This window comes from Microbacterium sp. C23T (assembly GCF_053345975.1).
Genome location: NZ_JBKFBD010000007.1, coordinates 45,115 through 65,883, shown reverse-complemented (window position 1 = coordinate 65,883; position 20,769 = coordinate 45,115). Strand labels below are relative to the sequence as shown.

18 protein-coding genes are annotated in these 20,769 nt (G+C 68.5%); 12 read left to right on the top strand and 6 right to left on the bottom strand.

Going from position 1 to position 20,769, the window contains the following annotated elements:
- Window positions 1-37 precede the first annotated feature (37 nt).
- Genes ACLBXX_RS05785 through ACLBXX_RS05765 form a run of 5 tightly spaced genes read left to right on the top strand, consistent with a single transcriptional unit; the run spans window position 38 to window position 5,922 of the window.
- Window positions 38-1,003 carry a dTDP-glucose 4,6-dehydratase gene (locus ACLBXX_RS05785; RefSeq protein ID WP_447657241.1) on the top strand — a complete coding sequence of 322 codons (966 nt, stop codon included), beginning with the start codon at window positions 38-40 and terminating at the stop codon, window positions 1,001-1,003.
- A complete protein-coding gene (locus tag ACLBXX_RS05780; protein WP_447657240.1) occupies window positions 1,000-2,118 on the top strand; it encodes a DegT/DnrJ/EryC1/StrS family aminotransferase in 1,119 nt (372 codons plus the stop codon). The genes ACLBXX_RS05785 and ACLBXX_RS05780 overlap by 4 nt, the downstream gene beginning before the upstream one ends.
- Window positions 2,115-2,744 carry an imidazole glycerol phosphate synthase subunit HisH gene (gene hisH / locus ACLBXX_RS05775; protein WP_447657239.1) on the top strand — a complete coding sequence of 210 codons (630 nt, stop codon included), beginning with the start codon at window positions 2,115-2,117 and terminating at the stop codon, window positions 2,742-2,744. Before ACLBXX_RS05780 ends, hisH begins: the two co-directional genes overlap by 4 nt.
- Window positions 2,744-4,729 carry an N-acetyl sugar amidotransferase gene (locus ACLBXX_RS05770; protein WP_447657238.1) on the top strand — a complete coding sequence of 662 codons (1,986 nt, stop codon included), beginning with the start codon at window positions 2,744-2,746 and terminating at the stop codon, window positions 4,727-4,729. The genes hisH and ACLBXX_RS05770 overlap by 1 nt, the downstream gene beginning before the upstream one ends.
- Window positions 4,726-5,922, top strand: coding sequence for a hypothetical protein (locus tag ACLBXX_RS05765; RefSeq protein WP_447657237.1), 1,197 nt, complete (start codon window positions 4,726-4,728; stop codon window positions 5,920-5,922). Before ACLBXX_RS05770 ends, ACLBXX_RS05765 begins: the two co-directional genes overlap by 4 nt.
- Before the next feature lies 1 nt (window position 5,923).
- On the opposite strand, the gene ACLBXX_RS05760 is transcribed toward ACLBXX_RS05765, so the two are convergent.
- Window positions 5,924-7,075, bottom strand: a complete 1,152-nt coding sequence (locus tag ACLBXX_RS05760; RefSeq protein ID WP_447657236.1) for a glycosyltransferase — start codon at window positions 7,073-7,075, stop codon at window positions 5,924-5,926.
- A 177-nt stretch (window positions 7,076-7,252) separates the two neighbouring features.
- On the opposite strand from ACLBXX_RS05760, the gene ACLBXX_RS05755 reads away from it, so the two are divergent.
- From ACLBXX_RS05755 to ACLBXX_RS05735, 5 genes are read left to right on the top strand one after another with little or no spacing between them, the layout of a single operon-like run.
- Window positions 7,253-8,479 carry a hypothetical protein gene (locus tag ACLBXX_RS05755; protein ID WP_447657235.1) on the top strand — a complete coding sequence of 409 codons (1,227 nt, stop codon included), beginning with the start codon at window positions 7,253-7,255 and terminating at the stop codon, window positions 8,477-8,479.
- The gene (locus ACLBXX_RS05750) at window positions 8,463-9,635 is read left to right on the top strand and encodes a glycosyltransferase (RefSeq protein WP_447657234.1); all 1,173 of its coding nucleotides are present in this window, start codon (window positions 8,463-8,465) and stop codon (window positions 9,633-9,635) included. The genes ACLBXX_RS05755 and ACLBXX_RS05750 overlap by 17 nt, the downstream gene beginning before the upstream one ends.
- 7 nt (window positions 9,636-9,642) lie before the next feature.
- A complete protein-coding gene (locus ACLBXX_RS05745; RefSeq protein ID WP_447657233.1) occupies window positions 9,643-10,794 on the top strand; it encodes a glycosyltransferase family 4 protein in 1,152 nt (383 codons plus the stop codon).
- On the top strand, window positions 10,791-12,017 hold the full coding sequence (locus tag ACLBXX_RS05740) for a hypothetical protein (RefSeq protein WP_447657232.1): 1,227 nt from the start codon (window positions 10,791-10,793) through the stop codon (window positions 12,015-12,017). The genes ACLBXX_RS05745 and ACLBXX_RS05740 overlap by 4 nt, the downstream gene beginning before the upstream one ends.
- Before the next feature lie 57 nt (window positions 12,018-12,074).
- Window positions 12,075-13,157: a glycosyltransferase gene (locus tag ACLBXX_RS05735; RefSeq protein WP_447657231.1), complete on the top strand. Its 1,083-nt coding sequence runs from the start codon at window positions 12,075-12,077 to the stop codon at window positions 13,155-13,157.
- Between the two features lie 8 nt (window positions 13,158-13,165).
- On the opposite strand, the gene ACLBXX_RS05730 is transcribed toward ACLBXX_RS05735, so the two are convergent.
- The 4 genes from ACLBXX_RS05730 to ACLBXX_RS05715 are packed head-to-tail and all read right to left on the bottom strand — an operon-like array spanning window position 13,166 to window position 17,709.
- Window positions 13,166-14,962, bottom strand: coding sequence for an ABC transporter ATP-binding protein (locus tag ACLBXX_RS05730; protein ID WP_447657230.1), 1,797 nt, complete (start codon window positions 14,960-14,962; stop codon window positions 13,166-13,168).
- A gap of 28 nt (window positions 14,963-14,990) precedes the next feature.
- Window positions 14,991-15,980, bottom strand: coding sequence for a Gfo/Idh/MocA family oxidoreductase (locus ACLBXX_RS05725; protein ID WP_447657229.1), 990 nt, complete (start codon window positions 15,978-15,980; stop codon window positions 14,991-14,993).
- Entirely contained in the window at window positions 15,980-17,080 is a 1,101-nt protein-coding gene (locus tag ACLBXX_RS05720) for a DegT/DnrJ/EryC1/StrS family aminotransferase (RefSeq protein WP_447657228.1), read from the bottom strand. The genes ACLBXX_RS05725 and ACLBXX_RS05720 overlap by 1 nt, the downstream gene beginning before the upstream one ends.
- A complete protein-coding gene (locus ACLBXX_RS05715) occupies window positions 17,077-17,709 on the bottom strand; it encodes a DapH/DapD/GlmU-related protein (protein ID WP_447657227.1) in 633 nt (210 codons plus the stop codon). The genes ACLBXX_RS05720 and ACLBXX_RS05715 overlap by 4 nt, the downstream gene beginning before the upstream one ends.
- Window positions 17,710-17,760: 51 nt before the next feature.
- Between ACLBXX_RS05715 and ACLBXX_RS05710 the strand changes: the two genes are divergently transcribed.
- Window positions 17,761-18,462 carry a glycosyltransferase family 2 protein gene (locus tag ACLBXX_RS05710; protein ID WP_447657226.1) on the top strand — a complete coding sequence of 234 codons (702 nt, stop codon included), beginning with the start codon at window positions 17,761-17,763 and terminating at the stop codon, window positions 18,460-18,462.
- Complete coding sequence (locus ACLBXX_RS05705) at window positions 18,462-18,848, top strand: DUF2304 family protein (protein WP_447657225.1); 387 nt, start codon at window positions 18,462-18,464, stop codon at window positions 18,846-18,848. The genes ACLBXX_RS05710 and ACLBXX_RS05705 overlap by 1 nt, the downstream gene beginning before the upstream one ends.
- On the opposite strand, the gene ACLBXX_RS05700 is transcribed toward ACLBXX_RS05705, so the two are convergent.
- Window positions 18,849-20,747, bottom strand: a complete 1,899-nt coding sequence (locus tag ACLBXX_RS05700) for a DUF6541 family protein (RefSeq protein ID WP_447657288.1) — start codon at window positions 20,745-20,747, stop codon at window positions 18,849-18,851.
- Window positions 20,748-20,769: the final 22 nt, after the last annotated feature.

The window sequence follows — 20,769 nt, the reverse complement described above, 5'->3', positions numbered from 1 at the left end:
TTCAGTGCCGCCGCCCACCGAATCGGGAGAATCACGCATGTCTGTGCGCGCGAAATCGGTGCTCGTCACCGGCGGGGCCGGCTTCATCGGCAGCCACCTGGTCGACCGGCTCATCGCCGACGAGCCGTCCCGCATCACCGTGGTCGACAACTTCTTCCTGGGCAGCATGGACAACCTGTCCTCGGCCCTGCGCGCTCGGTCCGACATCGACGTGATCCGGCTCGACGCCGCCGACCTCGCCGCGATGCAGGACGTCATCACGCAGCACGAGGTCGACACGGTCTTCGATCTCGCCGTCATCCCGTTGCCCACATCGCTCACGTATCCCGCGTGGACCGTGCAGACCAACGTCGGCATCGCGACGACGTTCTGCGAGATCGCCCGCCGAGGCCTCGTCGAGCGCCTCGTCCACGTCTCGAGCTCCGAGGCGTACGGCTCCGCCCGCTACATCCCGATGGACGAAGGGCACCCCCACGACGCCATCACCCCCTACGCCGCGAGCAAGTCGGCTGCGGACCACATCATCGAGTCCTACGTGCAGACCTTCGGCATCGACGCCACCGTCATCCGCCCGTTCAACAACATCGGTCCGCGCCAGAATCCGGGCTCCTACGCCGGCATCGTGCCGATCATCGTGCGGCGCGTGCTCGCGGGCGAGCCGATCGAGATCTACGGGGACGGCGAGCAGACCCGCGACTTCATCTACGCGGGCGACACGGCCGACCTGATCGCGCAGATCCACGACTCGCCGGAGTGCCGTGGACAGGTGCTGAACGTCGCGACCGGCGTCGAGACGTCTGTCAACGAGCTCGTTCGACGCATCCTCGGCATCATGGGCCGCCCCGACCACCCGACCTTCCACTCGGAGGAGCGCCCGGGAGACGTGCGGCGCCATCTCGCCGACGTCTCGAAGCTCAAGGGCATCCTCGGCCACGAGACGCCGTCGCTCACGGACGACGCGCTGCAGCGGACCGTCGACTGGTACCTGTCGGTCCTGCGATGAGGCTCAACGTCCCCGTCCTCGACGCAGCCGAGCTCGCCGCCGTCGGCGAGGTGCTGGAGTCGGGCTACCTCACCCAGGGTGCTCGCACGCGACAGTTCGAGGCCGAGATCGCGGCCGTGACAGGCACGCGTCATGCGCAGGCGGTGAGCTCGGCCACCACGGGACTCCATCTGGCGCTCGTGGGGCTCGGCGTCGGCCCCGGCGACGAAGTCGTCATCCCCGGATTCAGCTTCCCCGCGACCGCCAACGCCGTTGTGCAGCAGGGCGCGATCCCCGTTTTCGTCGACATCCGTCGTGACACGTTCAACCTCGACCCCACCCACCTCGAGGCCGCCATCACCGAGCGCACACGCGCGATCATGCCGGTGCATGCCTTCGGTCTGTGCGCCGACATGGACCCGATCAACGAGATCGCGGGACGCCATGGGCTTCCCGTCCTCGAGGACGCAGCCTGCGCCCTGGGCGGCGTCTATGACGGCCGAGCCGCCGGCTCGCTCGCCACCGCCGGTGTCTTCTCGTTCCACCCGCGCAAGATCATCACGACCGCCGAGGGCGGCATGATCACGACGGATGACGACGCCCTCGCGGAGCGCATCGCGGTGCTGCGTGCTCACGGCGCCGTGCGAGGCGAGCTGTTCATGGAGTTCGTGGATGCCGGATTCAACTACCGGCTGAGCGACGTGCACGCCGCGATCGGGCTGGCCCAGATGCAGAAGCTGGCCGCGATCCTCGACGGCCGCCGCCGTGCGGCCGCGGCGCTCACGGCGCGTCTCGCCGACATCCCCGGCGTGCACACGCCGTCAGCACCCGACGGCGTCGAGCACACCTACCAGTCCTACGTCGTGCTTCTCGACGATGACATCGATCGGGATGCGGTCATCCGGGCGATGCGCGACCGCGACGTGGAGACGACGCTCGGCACGTACGGAATGCACCTGCAGCCCTACTTCCGCGAGCGATTCGGAATACCGGACTCCGCTCTGCCCGAGACGACGCGTGCCCACCACCAGTCGTTGACGCTCCCCCTCTATCCGCAGCTGACCTACGACGACCTCGACATCGTCGCACGTGCCCTGCGTGAGAGCGTGGCGACGAGCACCCGCGAGCCGGCATGACGCGCGCAGACGTGACGATCGTCGACTACGGCGTCGGCAATCTCGGCTCGCTGCGCAACGCGCTCGCAAAAGTCGGCCGTACCGCCGACATCACGGGCGACCCCGACGCCGTCGCGGTGGCCGAGCGCATCATCCTGCCCGGCGTCGGCGCCTTCGACCGTGCCGTCGGGCGGCTTTCGGAGACCGGGCTCGCGGAGGCGATCACCGCGGCCGCCAAGGCCGGCACGCCTCTCGCCGGCGTCTGCCTCGGCATGCAGCTGCTTCTGGACGGCAGCGACGAGGGCACGCTACCCGGGCTCGGCCTCATCGCCGGCAGGGCGACCCGATTCCCCGCGACGATCGACGGCCATCGCCTGCTCGTTCCCCACATGGGCTGGAGCAGCGCCGTCGCAGCGAAGCCGTCGCGCCTCGCACCCGCGTTGAGCGACGGCGGTCGTTTCTACTTCGTACACTCCTACGCCGTGGACGCCGACGACGCCGACGACGTGCTCACGTGGACCGACTACGGCCACCGGTACGCCTCGTCCGTCGAGCGTGACAACGTTCTCGGCATCCAGTTCCACCCTGAGAAGAGCCACCGCTACGGCCTGGCCATCCTCCGCGACTTCGCTGGATCGAGCTGCTGATGCACGTCTACCCCCGCATCATCCCGGTGCTCCTCCTCGACGGCGAACGGCTCGTCAAGACGCGGCAGTTCGGCGACCCCCGTTATGTCGGCGACCCCGTGAACGTCATCAGCATCTTCAACGACCTCGAGGTCGACGAGCTGATGCTCCTCGACATCGGCGCCGCGCGCTCGCGCGAGGCTGCTCCGATCTCGCTGCTCGAGCGCCTCGTCTCGGAGGCGTTCATCCCCCTCGCCTACGGCGGCGGCGTGACGGATGCCGCGCAGGCGGAGCAGATCATCGCGACAGGCATCGAGAAGGTCGTCGTCAACACCGTCCTCGTCGAAGACCCCGAAGCCGTGCGGGCGATGGTCGCGACCCTCGGGTCGCAGGCAGTCGTCGGTGCGGTGGATGTGCGTCTGACGAGTGCGGGCTATCGCGTGTTCGTCGAGGGCGGCAAGCGGGATACCGGCCTCGGCCTCGACGAGTGGCTGAGCCGCGCCGAGGATGTCGGGGTAGGCGAGATCCTGGTCACGTCGATCGACCGCGAGGGCTCGCGCGAAGGCATCGACCTCGAGCTCGTACGACGCGTCGCCGAGACCGCGTCGGTGCCCGTCATCGGACACGGCGGCGCGGGGACGCGCGAAGACCTCGTAGCACCCATCGAGCACTCCGGCGCTTCCGCCGTCGCGGCAGGCACCGCATTCGTCATGCAGGCGGGTCGCGACAGCGTGCTCATCAACTACCCGACGCGCGATCGGATCGACGCACTGTTCGCCCACCTGTTCGCCGGCCGCGGCGACATGGCGGCCTCGGTGGGTGTCGCGCATGATGTCGACCTCGCCGCTGCCGCAGACTTCCTCGCGACAGCCGACATCTGCGCACGCTGCATCATCACGGCCGACGTCCCCGGCGCCGACTTCGACGCCGACGGCGTGTGCTACTACTGCCACCTGCACGACTCGCTCGATCAGCAGTACCCGATCGGCCCCGAGAGCGAAGAAGCGCTCGATCGCTTCGTCGCCGAGCTGAAGGCCGCGGGCAAGGGCAAGAAGTACGACTGCATCATGGGGGTGTCGGGCGGCACCGACTCGTCGTACCTCGCGCACCTGCTCGTCTCGAAGGGCGTGCGCCCGCTCGCAGTGCATTTCGACAACACCTGGAATTCCCCCACCGCGACGTCGAACATCTTCGCCGTGCTTGAGAAGCTGGGCGTCGACCTCGAGACCTACGTCGTCGACAACGTCGAGTACGACGATATCTACCGCTCTTTCATGCTGGCCGGCGTGAAGGACATCGAGGCCCCGACCGACATCGGATTCATGGGCGTGCTTTACCGCGCGGCCGAGAAGCACGGGATCCGGCACATCGTCGAGGGGCACTCGTTCCGCACGGAGGGCGTGTCGCCCATGGGCTGGCTCTACATGGACGGCGGATACGTCAAAGGCGTCCATGAGCAATTCGGCCGCGTGCCGATGAAGACGTACCCGAACCTCGACTTCGCCAACTTCGTCAAGTGGTCGGCGTTCAGCCGCATACAGCGCGCACGACCGCTGTACTGGATCGACTACAACAAGGAAGCCGCCAAGACGTTCCTGCACGACGAGTTCGGATGGCAGTGGTACGGCGGCCACCACCTCGAGAACCGCTTCACGGCGTTCTACCACACGTACTTCCTGCCGACCCGGTTCGGAATCAACTTCCGCCAGATCGAGCTGTCGGCTCTGGTGCGCTCGGGCCAGATGGACCGCACCGTGGCCGCAGGCCAGTTCATCGAGCCACGGGTCGGCGATCCTGAGCTCATCGCGCTCGTCAAGAAGCGCATGGGCTTCGACGACGCCGAGTTCGAGCGCGTCATGACGATGCCGAAGAAGATGTACACGGACTATCCGACCTACAAGCGCCGGTTCGAGCTGCTCCGCCCGTTCTTCTGGCTCATGTGGAAGCTGGACCGCGTCCCGAAGAGCTTCTACGTCAAGTTCTGCATCCCTCGACGCACGTCATGAGCGACACGACGGTCTTCTCGCGGCAGAAGCTCATCCTGCGGGTGATGTACTGGATGTTGAAGCCGTTCGCGCTCTTCGCGCGCCGTATCGACTGGGTCGTCGGTCCTGAGGACATCGCGCTCATGGCGACGAACATCGCGTCGGCGCTCCCCCGCTCATACACGGCGATCCACTCACGCAACCGGTTCTACGACGTGCCGTACGACGCGGTGATCCAGACGACGAGCACCGCGCTGGGCGGCCGCTGGGCGACCTGGCGGCGCCTGTACGGCGGCCCGATCCTGCTCGCATGGCTCGCGAACCGCGCGCGTGGCTTCATCTACGTCGGCGGCGGCGCATTCCTCGAAGGCCATCACGACGAGCGCGAGTTCGAGTTCTCGTTCCTCCGCCGGCACCGGCGGCGTCTGGTCTGCTACTTCACGGGCAATGACATCCGCTCCCCGAAGCTCATGGCGGCGCTCGCGGCGCGCACGGGGCGACCCAATCTTGGCACCCGTCTCCTCGACGTCGACCCACTCTTCGGCACGGACGCGTACGACGACGCCCGACGACTCCGCGCCGAGGTCGCGGATCGCAACGCCGAGGTCATCTTCAACGCGAAGCACGACCAGCTGTCGTACCTGCAGTCGCCGACTCACCCTTTCCTCTACTTCCATCCCGACGAGCAGTTCGCGCCGCCGTCTGGGAAGTTCGACGACCCGTCGAGAATTGTGGTCGTGCATGCGCCGTCCAGTCCCGTGCTGAAGGGGACGGATGCTGTGCGAGACGCCATGGCACGGATCACTGCCGCTCATCCGCACGTCGAATATCGCGAACTCATCGGTGTGCCGCACAGCGAGGTGCTCGCCGCGCTCGACGAGGCGCACATCGCGCTCAACGAGTTCTACTCGTCGGTGCCCGGCGTCTTCGGCGTCGAGGCGATGGCCCGGCGATGCGTCGTCGTCACCAGCGCCTCCGCAGACGACGAGCCCGACCTCGGCGTGGAGTCGCGCGGAGCGTGGGTGGTCGCGGACGTCGATTCGCTGCACGACGCCGTCGCCGGACTGCTCGAACACCCGCAGACGCTCGCGGCGCAGGCCGATCACGGATGGGACTGGGCGAGGACCCACGCCTCGGCGTCGGCGAGCCGTACAGCAATGCGCGCCGCGCTTCAGGCGCCGGCCGCGGTCGGGCGCGAGGCCGATCGGGCCTGACTCAGACCGCCGGCGGAGCGAGCTTTGCGATCGCGGTCTTCCAGATCTGGACCTGCGACTCGGCCGACAGTTCGCGTGCGGAGCGGGCCGAGGCATCCTTCCACCGCTCGACGTCGGGCGTCGTCGTCGCGTCGAGCAGGCGCGCAAGGCCGTCGGGCTCGAACCCGTCGGCGACGGCACCGAGGCCGTGGCGCTCGACGTACTCGGCCATCTCGGCCGTCGGGCCGACGATCACACCGAGCCGCGCCTGCACGTAGTCGAACAGCTTGTTGGGCAGCGCCCAGGTGTTGTTGAAGTTGGTGGGCGCGAGCAGGTGCACGCCGATGTCGTAGTCGCGAAGGGTCTCGATCAGCTGCGAGTAGGGCACCGGATCGAGCACGCGCACGCGCCCGTGCGTCGCCCCAGCCTGCTCGCGCAGCTGTTCGACGTAGGCGGGCTGATTGAGGGTGAGATACAGATCGAGCGTGACAGGAGTCGACGCTCTGGCGACGCCCGCGATGAGGCTCTCGAGCCGGCGGTCCCCCATCGCGGCGCCTGAGTGCACGAGCCGGACGGGGTGGTGAACGGGAGTCGGCTCGCCCTCGCGATACGGCGCCGCGTTCGTGACGAGCTCCGCCCGGATGCCGAAGTTCTTCTCGTACTCGCGGGCGAGTCCCTTGCTCACGGTCGTCCACGACGACGCCTTCGGCAGGTAACGCCGGCACACCCATTCGACGTACGGGGTGATGCGCTCGCGCCACCCCTCCCAGTCCTCGTGGAGCAGCGGCGAGTACTCGTGGAGGTCGGCGTGCACGCCCCTTCTCGGCCGGAGGCGCAGCGCGATCGGCACGGCCTCGACATCGTTGGCGAGGACGACGTCCCATCGCCGCCTCGGCACGTTCTTGCGCACCCAGTCCACCGACCAGAGCGTCCAATACGCGCGACGGTACGCGCGTCGCGTGATGTACCGGTCGTCGAGGACATTGTGCAGCACGTCGTCGGGAATGCGGATGTGCTCTGCGACGCCGCCGGGTGTCGGGCCATACCCGACCGTCGTCACGGCGTAGTCGCCGCGGAAGGCCTCGACCTGCTTGAGCACACGTGCATCGCCGGCGATCGCCGAGAACGACAGGATGAGCAGCGTCGGTCTCTCCGCCTGCGAATCACGGCCCATCAGCGTGCGACACCTTTCGATAGATCCCTGCGACTCGGCGGCGGAGCCGCAGACGACCGCGATACCCGCTCTGCGACCGACTGCCATGATACGGGGCATGCGTCGAGCCGTCGCGCGGGCTCGTGCTCGTAGACTGGATGCCATGACTCGCGCGCCGATGGGGACCCACCCGACGCTGTGAACAGGAACTCAATCCCGCGCTGGATCAACGCCGCCATCGATGCCGTCGCCGATGCCCCGGACTCGTTGATCGGCCGCGTCGCCGCGAAGCGGCTCGGGCGTCCCGCGGCGATCGGCTCGGTGCCCGCCACGTCATTCGACGACGCGCCGCGACGCGTCCTCATCGCCCCGGTCAACTACTCCGGTCAAGGACGAGAGTGGGCGCGCGCGCTCGAAGCGGCTGACGCGTCGATCAGCGCACGCAATCTCGCGGTGGAGGTGCCCGGCGGGTTCGACTTCCCGGCCGACGTCGTCGTTCCGGTCGGGACCTACCACAACGACGGTGATTGGCAGCGTCGGGAGTTCGAAGCTGCGCTCGGCGCGACTCACGTGCTCATCGAAGCCGAGGAGCCGCCGTTCGGCCGTCTCTTCGGACGGTCGGTCGGCACGCAGGCACGGGCCCTGGCCGAAGACGGGGTCGACGTCGCCTATCTCGCCCACGGCACGGACGTGCGTCTGCCGTCGCGCCACGTCGAGCGCCATGAATGGTCGCATTACAACGACCCCTCGATCTATGCGCCGCGGGCCGAGACCCTTGCGTCGCGCAACATCGAGTTGGTCACGACCAGCGGCAGACCCGTCTTCGTGTCGACGCCCGATCTGCTCGACGACCTGCCCGATGCCCACTGGTGCCCGGTCGTCGTCGACCCAGCGCGCTGGCAGGTCGAGCGCCCGGGCCGGGTCGGCCCGCTCCGCGTCGCGCATGCCCCCTCCGTCGGCCCGGTCAAGGGCACCTCGCTCGTGCTGCCCGTCCTCGAGCAGCTGGCCGCCGAGGGCGTGATCGAGCTCGATCTCGTGCAGGGGCGACCGTCCGACCAGATGCCGGCCGTCTTCACGAAGGCGGATGTCGTGATCGATCAGATTCGCGTCGGGTCGTACGGCGTCGCCGCGTGCGAGGCGATGGCGGCGGGATGCATCGTCGTCGGCCACGTCGCCGAACACATCCGCGAGAGGGTGGCGGCGCTCACAGGTCTCGAGCTGCCGATCGTCGAGGCGACCCCGGCCACGATCGAGGATGTGCTGCGAGGTCTCGCCCGGAGCGATGGGGCCGAGCTCCGGTCTGCGGGCGTCGCGTTCGTGCACGCGGTGCACGACGGCCGACTGGCCGCACGAGCCCTGCTCGAGCACTGGATCGATCTCGGCGAAAGCCGCAAGGGAAGCGAGCAGCATGCACCCCGTCGTTGAGCGCGCATGGAAACTGATCCCCAAGTCGCTGCAGGACGCGATCGCGTCGAACGTGGACCGTGTACGCGGCGTGCGTCCGCCGGAGCCCCCGCATCCCGACCTGACGAAGCCTTACCGTCTGCTCGTCGGCCCCGTCAACTACGCAGGCCAGGGTTACCGCTGGTCCCGTGCGCTCGAGTCGACGGGCGAAGTGTCGGCGCGCAACTACGTGCACACCGAGAACAACGTGCTCCAGTACGAGGCCGACTACCGAGTGACGTGGCGCACCGCCGAGCACTCCCGCGCGTGGCAGAAGGCGATGCTCGACACGATCGGCACGGAGTACACCCACGTCATGATCGAGGCATGCTTCCCCGTCCTGGGCGGACTGCACTCGGGCGACGTGCGCAAGCAGGCCGCGCTCATGCAGGCCCAAGGCGCGAAGCTCGCGGTCGTCGGCCACGGCACCGACATCCGCCTGCCGTCCACGCACATGGCGGGCGACGAATGGTCGTACTTCCACAACGACATCTGGGTGCCCGCGGCCCTGCTCGAACCCAGCGTCGCCGAGAATCTGCGCCTCATCGCCGACCTCGGCGTGCCGACGTTCGTGTCGACGGCGGGGCTGCTCGTCGACGTGCCGCAGGCGCACTTCCTCGGGGTTGTGGTCGACCCCGACAAGTGGGCGAGCGATCGCCCCGCGCTTACGCGCGAGCGCGTCAAGGTCGTGCACGCCCCGACCAACCCCAACCTGAAGGGCACCCCCGACCTCGCGCCGATCGTGCGACGTCTGCACGATGAGGGCGTCATCGAGTACGTGGAGCTCAAGGGCATCCCGAACGACGAGATGCCCGCGGTGTTCGCGGATGCCGATGTCGTCCTCGACCAGTTCCGCACGGGCGACTACGGCGTCGGCGCGTGCGAGACGATGGCGTCGGGACGGATCGTGCTTGCGCACGTGACCGATCAAGTGCGCAACGAGGTCGAGAGGCATGCCGGGATGCCGCTTCCGATCCCCGAGACGACGCTCGCGACCGTCGAGGAGCGGCTTCGCGATATCGCGGCCCGCCCGGATCATTATCGCGAGATCGCCCAGTCCGGCCCCGAGTTCGTTCGAAGACTGCACGACGGGCGTTTCTCGCGCGATGTGCTGATGAAGCACTTCATCGAGGCCTGACGTGCGGGTGGCGATCGTCTCACGCATCTACCGGCCCGAGCCGTCGGCCGCGTCGTTCTTCCTCGGTAGCGTCGCGGATGCACTCGTCGAGCGCGGCGACGATGTGACCGTCCTGACAGCCCGGCCACCACGCTCGTCCGAGACGCACGCACCCCGTGAGCGCGTGCGGACCTTCCCGGTCGTCCGGGACCGCAACGGCTACGTACGCGGATACCTGCCCTACGCGAGCTTCGACCTTCCACTGTTCTTCCGGCTGCTGTTCGCGCGGCGTCCCGATGTCGTCTTCGTCGAACCGCCTCCCACGACGGGCGTCGTCGTGCGAGTCGTGTGCGCTCTGCGCCGCATCCCGTACGTCTACGACGCTGCCGACATCTGGTCGGATGCCGCGAGCATGGCGACCTCGTCGACGGCTGTCACGCGCGTGCTGCGCCGGCTGGAACGCTTCGCTATGCGTGGAGCGACGCGACTCGTCACGATCTCGCAGGGCGTGGTCGACCGCGTGCGCGCGCTCGGCATCGAGCGGCCGATCGCTGTGACGGGGTTCGGCGCCGACACGTCGTCTTTCTCGTACCGCCCGGCCGACATCCAGCCGCTGGTCGTCTACGCCGGCAGCTATTCGACCTGGCACGGGGCGGAGGTCGTCGTGGATGCCCTGGCGGTCTTGCGAGACAACGGAGTCGATCTGCGCCTCCTCGTCATCGGCAACGGTGAGCAAGAAACGCTCGCCGTTCGCGCGCGCGACCGCGGCGTCGATTCCTCTGTCGAGTTCGCGGCACCCGTCGGCCCAGAGGAGCTCTCGCGCGTGCTGGGCGGCGCGCTGGTCTCGATCGCGACCCTGCGGCCGGGAACAGGGTACGACTACGCCTTCACCTCGAAGGTGTACTCGTCGCTCGCCGCCGGCTGCCCCGTCGTGTTCGCCGGCCCCGGTCCGACGGGCCCGTTCGTCACGGAGGCTAGTCGGCACGTGCGGGCCGGCGCCGCTGTGTCGCACGACGCGGACGAGCTCGCAGGCGCCCTGCGGGCGATGATCGATCACCCTCCGACCGAGCCCGACCGCGCGGCCCTGGCCGCGTGGACGGCCCGCGAGCACTCGATGGCCGCGGTCGCGGGGCGGGTCGCGGACGAGATCGCCGCCGCCACGCGCAGGCGGATGCCGTGAGCGGGCTCGTCAGCCGCACGGTCGACTGGCTCATGCGGCATCGGTCCTCGCTGCCCGCATGGGTGAACAGACTCATGGCGTCCGCAGCGCGCAACCCCGACGGCGTCGTCGGCCGGCTGTCATCACTTCTGCTCGGCGGGGGCGACGGCGCTCCGACCGAAGTCCCGACGGGCGGAATCCGCGTCTTCATCGGTCCGACGAACTACTCCGGGCAGGGCTACCGCTGGGCGCGGTCGCTCGAGGCCGCCGACGCGGGTCTCGCGGCACGCAATATGGCGGTCTCGCTGCCCGGAGGGTTCGACTTCCCCGCCGACTCGTCGGTCGCGATCGCGGTGGTGAACGCGTCGTCGCAGTGGGGCGAGGCGCAGTGGGAGGCGGTCTCGCAGTTCACCCACGTGCTGGTAGAGGCCGAGCGGCCCCTCTTCGGCACACGCTTCTCACGCAGCGTCGCGGCTGAGGTCGAGGCACTGGCGTCAGCCGGGGTGTCGGTCGCCTTCCTCGCCCACGGCACCGACGTGCGCGATCCCGACCGTCATGCGGAGCGAACGCCCTGGTCGCCGTACCCGGAAGACCCCAGGACAGACGTCTTGCGCGAGGACGCGCGCGCAAACCTCGAATTGCTGCGGCGACTCGACCGACCTGTGTTCGTCTCCACCCCCGACCTCCTCTTCGACGTGCCGACCGCGATCTGGTGCCCCGTCGTCACCGACGTCGCGGCGTTCGCGACCGACGCGCGTTTGCTCGATGGCGGAGGCCCGGCCCGCATCATCCACGCCTCGAGCGCGCCCGTCCAGAAGGGCAGCCACCTCATCGCGCCGGCACTGGCACCCCTCCTCGAATCGGGCCGAGCCGTCTATGAGACTGTCACGGGCGCGACGGCCGACGAGATGCCGGCGCGCTTCGCCGCGGCCGACATCGTGATCGACCAGTTCCGGATCGGGTCGTACGGCGTGGCCGCGTGCGAGGCGATGGCAGCCGGCCGCATCGTTGTCGGGCATGTTCTCCCCGACGTCCGCGACGAGGTGGAGCGCGCGACGGGCCTGGAGCTCCCGATCGTCCAGGCGACTCCGGACACCCTCGGCGACGTCGTGTCGGGACTGCTCGCGGACCCCGTAGCAGCACGCGAGCTCGCAGCTGCCGGCCCGGCGTTCGTTCAGGCCGTTCATTCCGGTCCGTTCAGCGCGCGTGTCCTGCTCGACGACTGGATCCGGCCTCGCGCCTGATTGGGTCGGCCGCGTCGGGCGCCCGGCGGTGCTCTCCGCGCTCGGTAGGCTCGATCCATGACCCGCCCCGACGTCGACGTGACGATCGCCGTGCACTCGGCATCCCGCCCCATCGCCCGCGCCGTCGCGTCGATCGTCGATCACACGACCGCCGATGTGCGTGTCAACGTGGTGGCCCACAACATCGACCCCGAGGTCATCCGAGCGAACCTCGGACCTTACGCGCAGCATCCGTCCGTCCGGCTCCTCTCGCTCGCCGACGGCGTCCACTCCCCCGCGGGTCCGATGAATCACGGGCTGGACTTATCGGACGCGCCTTTCGTCTCGGTCATGGGCTCCGACGACGAGCTCGCGCCGGGGGCCCTCGATTCGTGGCTGGCGCTGCAGCGCGCGACGGGGGCGTCGACGATAATCGCGCGTATCCTCCTCGGTGCACGCGGTGCCGACCCCTATCCGCCGGTGCGCCGCGGCCGTCGCACACGCCGACTCAGCGCCCGCAAGGACCGGCTCGCGTATCGGAGCGCGCCGCTCGGCCTGGTGTCGCGCGAGCGATTCCCCGACCTCCGCTTCACTGAAGGGCTGGCATCGGGCGAGGACCTCGCGTACTCGGCGACCCTGTGGTTCACGGGTCGCAACGTCGCCTACGACAGGACGGGGCCCGCGTATCTCGTCAACGACGACGCGATCGACCGCGTCACGTCGGCGCCCCGCCCCGTCCACGACGATTTCGCCTTCCTCGATGCGATCGAGGCTCACCCTTGGTTCGGGCGACTCGGGCGAGCGGATCGACGTGCGCTCGCGGTGAAGATCCTCCGGGTGCACTTCTTCGACGCCGTGCTCGCCCGTACGAGGGTGCCCGAAGGGATCGTCGCGCATCGCGCCGATCTTCTCACGGTGCTCGCGCGCCTCGAGGCTTCGGCACCGGGGGTGACCAGCCTGCTCGCCCGCGCCGACCGCAGCGTCATCGACGAACTCGAGAGGGAGCAGCCCGACCCCGTTGCAATCCTGCACTTCATCGATGCGCGGTGGAACTATCGGACGGTCGCCGCCATGCTTCCGCGCAACCCGCTTCTCGCTCTGCACCGTCAGGCGCCTTTTCGCACGCTCTACGCGGGTCTGCGGTCGCTGTCCGCGACCTGACGAGCGACCTAGAGATCGATTTCGCGACCGAGGCCCGCCAGCAGCACCTGCTCCGCAAACGACGGAAGCTGCGATGCCACCTCCCGGAATGTTCCCTGCGCAACGATCCGCCCCTCATCCACATAGCAGATGCGGTCATAGTCCTTGACCGTGGAGAGTCGGTGCGCCACCGAGATGAGGGTGACCTCACCCTGCAGCGCGCGGATCGACCTCGTGACTTCGTCCTCGGTCTTGGTGTCGAGCGAGCTCGTGGCCTCGTCGAGCACGAGCACGAGGGGGTCGGTGTAGAGGGCGCGCGCGATGCCGAGCCGTTGCTGCTGACCGCCCGACAGCGACACGCCACGCTCGCCGATCCGCTCGTCGATGCCGCCCGTGCGCGACGCGACGAGCGTGCTCAGCTGCGCACGTTCCAGCGCGTGCACGACGCGCTCGCGGTCCACCTCGTCGCCCCACGTGAGGGCGACGTTCTGCGCGATGGTGCCGTCGAACAGCGCGACGCGCTGCGGCACGTAGCCGACACGGCCGCGCCACTGGCGCAGAACAGCGTTGAGCGGCTGCCCGTCGATGAGGATCTCGCCCGACGAGGGCACGCTGAGCCCGAGGAGGAGGTCGATGAGCGTCGACTTGCCCGCTCCCGAAGGTCCTACGATCCCGACCGAGCTGCCCAGCGGGATGTCCAGGTACATGCCCCGGATGACGTCTTCCTCCGCTTTGGGATAGCGGAAGCGCACATCGGTCAGCGCGAGTCGCTCCGGGCGTTCGACGAGCACCGCCGTGTCGGCGGGCGTCGTCGAGGTCTCCATGTCCTTCTCGGCCGCGATGAGATCGTCCACGACGTCGCTCGCGGACGGGATGGACGCGATCGCTTGCACGATGCCGCCCTGGATGCCATTGATCGCGGGGATGAGCCGGAAGCCCGCCGTCGCAAACAGCGCGACCGACGTGAGGGCCGAGGTGAACCCGCCCTGCAGGTAGGAGAAGCCGCCGATCAGGATGATGCCGCCGATCAGCGCCGCTTCGAAGACGAACCCGGGGATGAGCCCGAGGATCGACCCGTTCGCGCGAGCGCGCACGGAGCGCTGCCGATTGGCCGTCACGAGATCGGCGACGTCGCCGAGGCGGTTGCGGAGGCTGAGCTCTTTGAGCGCCTCCATCATCTCGGTCATCAGGATCGCCACGCGGTAGCTGAACTCGAGGTTCACCGTGGCAGCCTCAAGGGCACGTTTGGTGACGAGATTGTGCACGACCAGGGCGATGAGTGTCAGATAGACGAGCGTGATGATCGAGATCATCGGATCGACCACGAGCAGCACCGTGAGCACGACGACGAACGTGCAGATCGAGGCGGGCACGCGCATGAGCGGGAGCAGGAAGCCCGCCATCGTGTTCGCAATGCCCGAGTCGGCGATGCGCGTGATCTCAGCGACCGTGCGTTTGGAGCGCTGCTCCCAGCTCGAGTTGATGTACGCCTTGAACATGCGATCGCCGATCGCGAGCTCGTACTTCGCGAAGCGTCGCGTCGCGTGCCAGTGGAGCAGGAGCGACAGCGCCGACTTCACGATGATGAGCACGCACGCGAGTAGGGCGAACAGCGGAGCCTGCTCGGCTGTGACCTCCCCGATCAGGGGGATGCTCAGCGTGCCGCCTGTGATCGCGGGGCCGATGACGATCGCCAGCATGGACACGGCGATGACGTCGAGCACCGTGAGTGCGCTCGTCCAGATCATGTAGCCGAGGAAGTAGCGACGCGCACCCGCCGGCAGGAGCGGGAGGAGGAGCCGGAGGATTACCCAGACACCTTTCATGCGGCGCTCCGGGTCTGGAGAATCGACATCAGAAGGTGACCGACAATCCCGTCCGCGCTGACTCGAGAGCTCCCTCGATGACCTCGAGCGTGTGCAGTCCCTGCTCCATCGTGACGACATCACTCGGCAGCCCCAGGACGGCGTCGCGGAATGCCTCGTGCTCGACACGCAGCGGCTCACGCTTGGCGAAGGAGAAGCGGGTCACATCGCCCTCCGAGACACCCCTGAATGACGAGACCGAGTCCCACTCGAGCGGTATCGTGCCGTTGGCGAAGAACGTGAGGTCCCCCGTCGCCGTGTCGGCGATGTAGGTGCCGCGGTCGCCCGTCACGACCGTCACGCGCTCCTTCATCGGGCTCAACCAGTTGACGAGGTGGCTCACGATGATGTCGTTCGCGAGGCGGCCCGTGACCGCGATCATGTCCTCGTGCTCGCGTCCGCTCTTGAAGTTCGTCTGCGCGAAGACACTGCGGTAGTCGCTCTGCGCCACCCAAGCGGTGAGATCGATGTCGTGCGATGCGAGGTCCTTCCCGACGCCGACATCCGCGATACGGCTGGGGAAGGTGCTCTGACGGCGCGTGGCGATCTGGTACACCTCGCCGACGTCGCCGTTCGCGAGGCGACGGCGGAGCTCCTGGAGTGAGGGGTTGAAGCGCTCGACGTGACCGACCGCCCCGACCAGGCCGCGCGACGTGAAGGCGTCCGTCATCTCTCGACCCGCGTCGACGGTGTGCGCGATCGGCTTCTCGACGAGCGTGTGCACGCCCGCCTCGGCGAGCTTGAGCGCCGCCTCGTGGTGGAACCGGGTCGGCACGGCGACGACGGCGATGTCAAGGCCTACCTCGATGAGCGCATCGATGTCAGGCAGCACCGCAAGAGAACCGCCGACGCTGTGCGGATCGCCGCCCGGGTCGGCGATCGCGACGAGGTCGACGCCGTCCACCTCGCGCAGGACGCGTGCGTGGTGCCTGCCCATCATCCCGACGCCGAGCAGTCCGGCGCGGAGGGTGTCGGCCATCAGGCGCCCGCTCCCGCGACGGCGTTCACGGCGGCCACGATGCGCTCGAGGTCGTTCTGCGACAACGACGGATGCACGGGCAGAGAGACGACCTCGCGTGCGGCGCGCTCGGTCTCCGGCAAGTCGACGCCAGGCGCGAAGTGTGCGAGCGACGGCAGGCGGTGATTCGGGATCGGGTAGTACACGCCGCTGCCGACCTGGTGCTCGTCCCTGAGCGCCGTGACGAACCCGTCGCGATCCTCCGGCACCCGGATCGTGTACTGGTGATAGACGTGCACGGCACCGGCAGCGACCGAAGGCACCCCGACCCCGCGGAGGTGCTGGTCGAGGAACGCGGCGTTCGCCTGACGGCGCGCAGTCCAGCCGTCGACCTTCGTGAGCTGGACCCGACCGATGGCCGCGTGCAGGTCGGTCATGCGCGCGTTGAAGCCCACGAGTTCGTTCTCGTACTGCTTCTCCATCCCCTGGTTGCGCAGCAGACGCACCCTGCGGGCGGTCGCCGCGTCGGCGAGCGTGACCATGCCCCCTTCGCCCGACGTCATGTTCTTCGTCGGGTACAGCGAGAACATCGCGAACTCCCCCCACGTTCCGACGGGACGCCCGTCGAGGGAGGAGCCGTGCGCCTGCGCGGCGTCTTCGTACAGCGCCACGCCGTGCTTCTCCACCAGGGCGGAGAGTTCCCTGAGCCGCGCGGGGTGTCCGTACAGGTGAACGGGAAGGATGCCGCGCGTGCGGGACGAGATCGCCGCTTCCACCGCCTCGGGGGCCAGTGTGAACGTCTCGGGCTCGATGTCCACGAATACCGGCGTCGCGCCGGTGAGGGCGACCGAGTTGCCCGTCGCGGCGAAGGTGAAGGAGGGCACGATGACTTCGTCGCCCGGTCCGACGCCGGCCGCCAGCAGCCCGAGGTGCAGACCCGACGTTCCGGAGTTCACCGCAACCGTCTCGCGACCCTCGACGAAGTGCGCAGCGAACTCGCTCTCGAACGCCGCGACCTCAGGCCCCTGTGCGACCATCCCGCTGCGCAGGACGCGGTCGACGGCCGCCCTCTCGTCTTCACCGATGATCGGCTTGGCAGGAGGAATGAAATCCGGTGTCACTTGGTGACCTCTCTCAACAGACCGTCGACCTCTTCGTAGAGGTCATCCGAAACAGGGCAACGCCACAGACCGTCCCGCTCGATCAGCGGGTGTCCGGAACGGCCGACCCAGCCGATTCGGCGGGCGGGCACGCCGGCGACGAGTGCGAACGCGGGAACATCCTTGACGACGACCGCTCCCGCGGCAACGGTCGCCCATTCACCGATCGTGACCGGCGCGACACAGGTGGCGCGCGCCCCGACGGACGCGCCGCGTTCGATGGTCACCCCGACCGGAACCCAGTCGTGGACATCCTTCAGTGTGCCGTCGGCGTTGATCGCGCGGGGGTAGGTGTCGTTGGTCAGGACGACGGCCGGTCCGATGAACACGCCGTCGGCCAGCTTCGCGGGCTCGTAGACGAGAGCGTAGTTCTGCACCTTGCAGTTGTCGCCCATCTGGACACCGGTGCCGATGTACGCGCCGCGGCCCACGATGCAGTTGCGGCCCATCTTCACACCCTCGCGCACCTGGGCGAGGTGCCAGATGGAGGATCCGTCGCCGATCTCCGAGTCGGCGGACACGTCGGCGGTTTCCGTGACACGCACGGCGAAAGGCTCACTCACGTTTGGGGGCTCCTCGCGTTGCGGCATCGGTCATCGCAACGCGCCGTCAAGTCTACCGTGCTCTGTCAGAATGGTTGGATGACCGCCGAGTCCCCGAGTGGCGCACCTGTGCCCGACGCCGAGAGCTGGGTCGTCATACCCCTCTACAACGAAGCGGCCGTCATCGGCGACGTGATCGCCGGGCTTCTGCCGTCGTTTCCCCACGTCGTCTGCGTCGATGACGGTTCCTCGGACGGGTCTGCAGCCATCGCGGAGGCGGCCGGCGCGCGGGTCGTGCGTCATCCGGTGAACCTCGGTCAGGGCGCCGCTCTTCAGACGGGCATCGAGTACGCACTGGAGCACCCGAGCGCCCGGTATCTGGTCACGTTCGACGCGGACGGCCAGCATCGGGTGGATGACGCACTGGGGATGGTCCGGCGTGCACGGGAGTCGGATCTGTCGATCGTCTTCGGCTCACGGTTCCTCGACGACCGCACGAATCCGGGCCTGATCAAGCGTGTCATCCTGAAGACCGCGGTATGGGTGACGAACAAGTCGACGGGACTGCGTCTGACGGACGCGCACAACGGCCTGCGCGTGATCCGCCGCGACGCCGCCGAGCGGGTGCATCTCAAACAGGACCGCATGGCGCACGCGACCGAGATCGTGCTGCAACTCGGCAACACGGGGCTCGCCTGGCAGGAGTATCCGGTTGAGTTGCTCTACACCGACTACTCGAAGGCGAAGGGTCAGAGCGTGCTGAACTCGATCAACATCCTCGTCGATCTGGTGGTCCGCTGATGCTCATCCAGATCCTCCTCATCGCGGCGATCCTCGTGATCGGCTTCCTCGTGATCCGCAATCCGGGCAGCGACAGCCACCTCGCGATCCGTCGACTCCTTCTGCTCGGTTTCGTCGTCGCCGCCGTCCTCTCGGTCCTGTTCCCCCAGTGGCTCACCTGGGTAGCGACACTGATCGGCGTCGGGCGCGGTACCGACCTGCTCTTGTACGCGCTCGTTGTCGTCGTACTGGTCTTCATCGCGACGCAGTACCGGGCGAACGTCGAACAGAACCGACGCATCACCCAGCTCGCGCGACGGATCGCACTTCTGGAGGCACGCGAGAGCGAGTCTCCGGCTGAGCCGACCCGCCACTCCCCTGACGGTCCGACGGGCGGACAGGGCTGATCAGCCGCAGGCGGTGATCCGCCAGAGGACGGCGTCACCCTGTCGATCGACGAGCTCGAAGCCGTCACGCGCGGCGATATCCGTGAACCCGGGGAGGATGTAGCGACCATACTCGGTCTCGCCGGGCCCGAAGTCGAGTACGTACCGTGCTCCGATCGACTCCACTGCCGGGCACACCGCAGGATCGGTGGCGACCTCGTTGAGGTTGGACGCGAGGACGTCGTACGCTGCCGTCTGAGGCGGTTGCCAGGTCAAGGGATAAACCGTGTGATCGCCGATCGCGAACCCGAAGGCCATTCCGGTCGATGGATTCCCGACGATGACGTCACCCGGTGCGACGACCGCGTTCAGCCGACCCAGCAGCGCCCGTTCATCGGGCGTGAGGTAGCTGTCGTCGGCCATCGTGTACCACGTCACGCGATCCACTGCGCCCGTCCAGACGTCGCGCCATTGGATGATGGGCGAGACCGCGATGGAGATCAGTCCGGCGACGGCGAGTGCCGCAAGCGTCGCTGCACCGACGGTTGCAGCCGGGGCGTGCGGGAGGTCGCGCCGACGCTGGATCAGACCGCCCACGAGACCCGCCAGGGCCGCGGCTCCGATTCCCGCGAGCGGTATCACGACGACCGGGAGCGCCGCAGCCACACGATAGGGGTCGCCGTAGAACGGGGCCAGCAGGAAGGCGCGGACCGTCGCATTCCCGACCGCCACCGCGACGAAGTAAAGCGCCGCGACCATGGCCCACGAAGTGGCAAGCCATCGTAGATGCGCGACTCTCACGCTGGCTATGAGGCCGACGAGCATCAGCGCGCTCAGAGCCCACTCGCGTGGGAATCCGACCAGGCTGTTGGACAACACGTCCAGCACCGCCTCGAGCTTGCCTCTCGATGGCGGCCACTCGGACGTGACGAACCGCCCGAGCAGCCACCACAGACACACGAGCACGGCGACCTGGCCGAGTGCCGCCGCCACGAGCCAGATGCGGGTGCGAGCGGCAGCGCTCCGCCACGCCGAGACAACAAGCCACATACCGAAACTCGTTCCGGCGATGCCCCAGATCACGAGGATCGACGGCTGCGCCAGCGCGACGCCGAGAGCCGCTACGCCCGCGAGACCTGCACCCCAGATCACTCCCCGCCAGCGCGTCGACGACCAGCGCTGCGGCAGTTCGAGGATGCTTGCGAGCGCTGCCGGGAGGATTGCGATGGCCAGCAGCGACGGGTATAGCACGCCCCACTGGATCATCAGCAGGGGGAACGCGGCGGCGGCGGCGGCGAGCGCCGCAGCGGCCGCCGCGGCGAGCCGGTCACCCCGGGTAGCCACCAGCGTCAACCACGCCACGCCGAGGGTCCACACCGCTCCGCCGATCACGAGGCTCATGGCGTTCGCGGCGACGACGATGTCGGTGCCCATCATGAACACGAGCGAGGCGGGTGCGTGCCAGCCTGCGGGGTAGATGGTTGTCGCGCCGAGCATTCCGGTCAGATCCAGCGACGAGGCGGACCCCGTGTCGGCGATGTACCGGAGCGCGTTCAAATGGAACACCGCGTCGTTCGTCTGCGAAGGGTTGTCGGGGTCGCCGATGTAGAGCGCGAGGCGCAGTGCGGTGAGCACGGCGCCGACGGCGACACCGGCGGGTACAAGCCAAGGGGCTCCCCGCGGCGCGCTCGTCGGGGCGGACCCGGGCCGCACGACGAGGCTCAGTGCCCAGACGGCCGCAGCGACCACAACGGCGCCGATGCCCGCCGACAGCGGCTGCCACGGCAGACCCGTCAGCCCGAAGACGATGGCGAGAACGGCGAGGCCCGCCGTCGACAACGCCGGCGCCATCGCCCAGAGCGCGAGCCCTCGCAGACGTGCCGCCAGCCCGATCGCCAGGCCAGGGCCGAAGAGCCACAGAGCGGCGGCGGCAACGGCCCCC